The following is a 476-nucleotide window of genomic DNA, read 5'->3' on the forward strand; positions in this document are numbered from 1 at the left end:
AAGCGCCTTTGTTATTTTTAGTGGATTGACATGCTTGTCGTCTATTAATACTTCATAGTGTAAATGAGTACTTGTACTTCTTCCGGTACTGCCCATTAAGCCAATGACATCGTGCTTTGTGATCGCTTGACCTTTTTTAACATTAATTTTGTTTAAGTGACCAAAGCGCGTTACAACACCGTTTTTATGCTCTAACTCTATAAAGTTACCATACCCGCCATTACGGCCTGCACGAAGAACAATGCCATCGGCAGGGGCAAAAATTTCTGTTTTATGCCACCCAGCTAAGTCGATACCTTTATGAAAAGCGCGCCTTTTATTCATTGGGTCTTTTCTAAGCCCAAAATTACTAGAAATGTAATACTTAGCAGCAGGCAGAGTGTTTGGCAACGCCGTTAAAAAGCTCTCAAGCTGGTTTAACAGCAATAACTTATCGGCAATGACAAGAAAAGTACTTGGTATTTTACTTTCATCGA

General features: G+C 39.5%; 1 protein-coding gene. It reads right to left on the minus strand.

Translation table 11 applies throughout. The features are described from left to right. On the minus strand, window positions 1-476 hold a 476-nt coding region (locus CWB76_RS19370; RefSeq protein WP_138609737.1), incomplete at both ends, for a M23 family metallopeptidase.

It is taken from the genome of Pseudoalteromonas sp. S1609, from assembly GCF_005887255.1.
Taxonomy (GTDB): domain Bacteria; phylum Pseudomonadota; class Gammaproteobacteria; order Enterobacterales; family Alteromonadaceae; genus Pseudoalteromonas.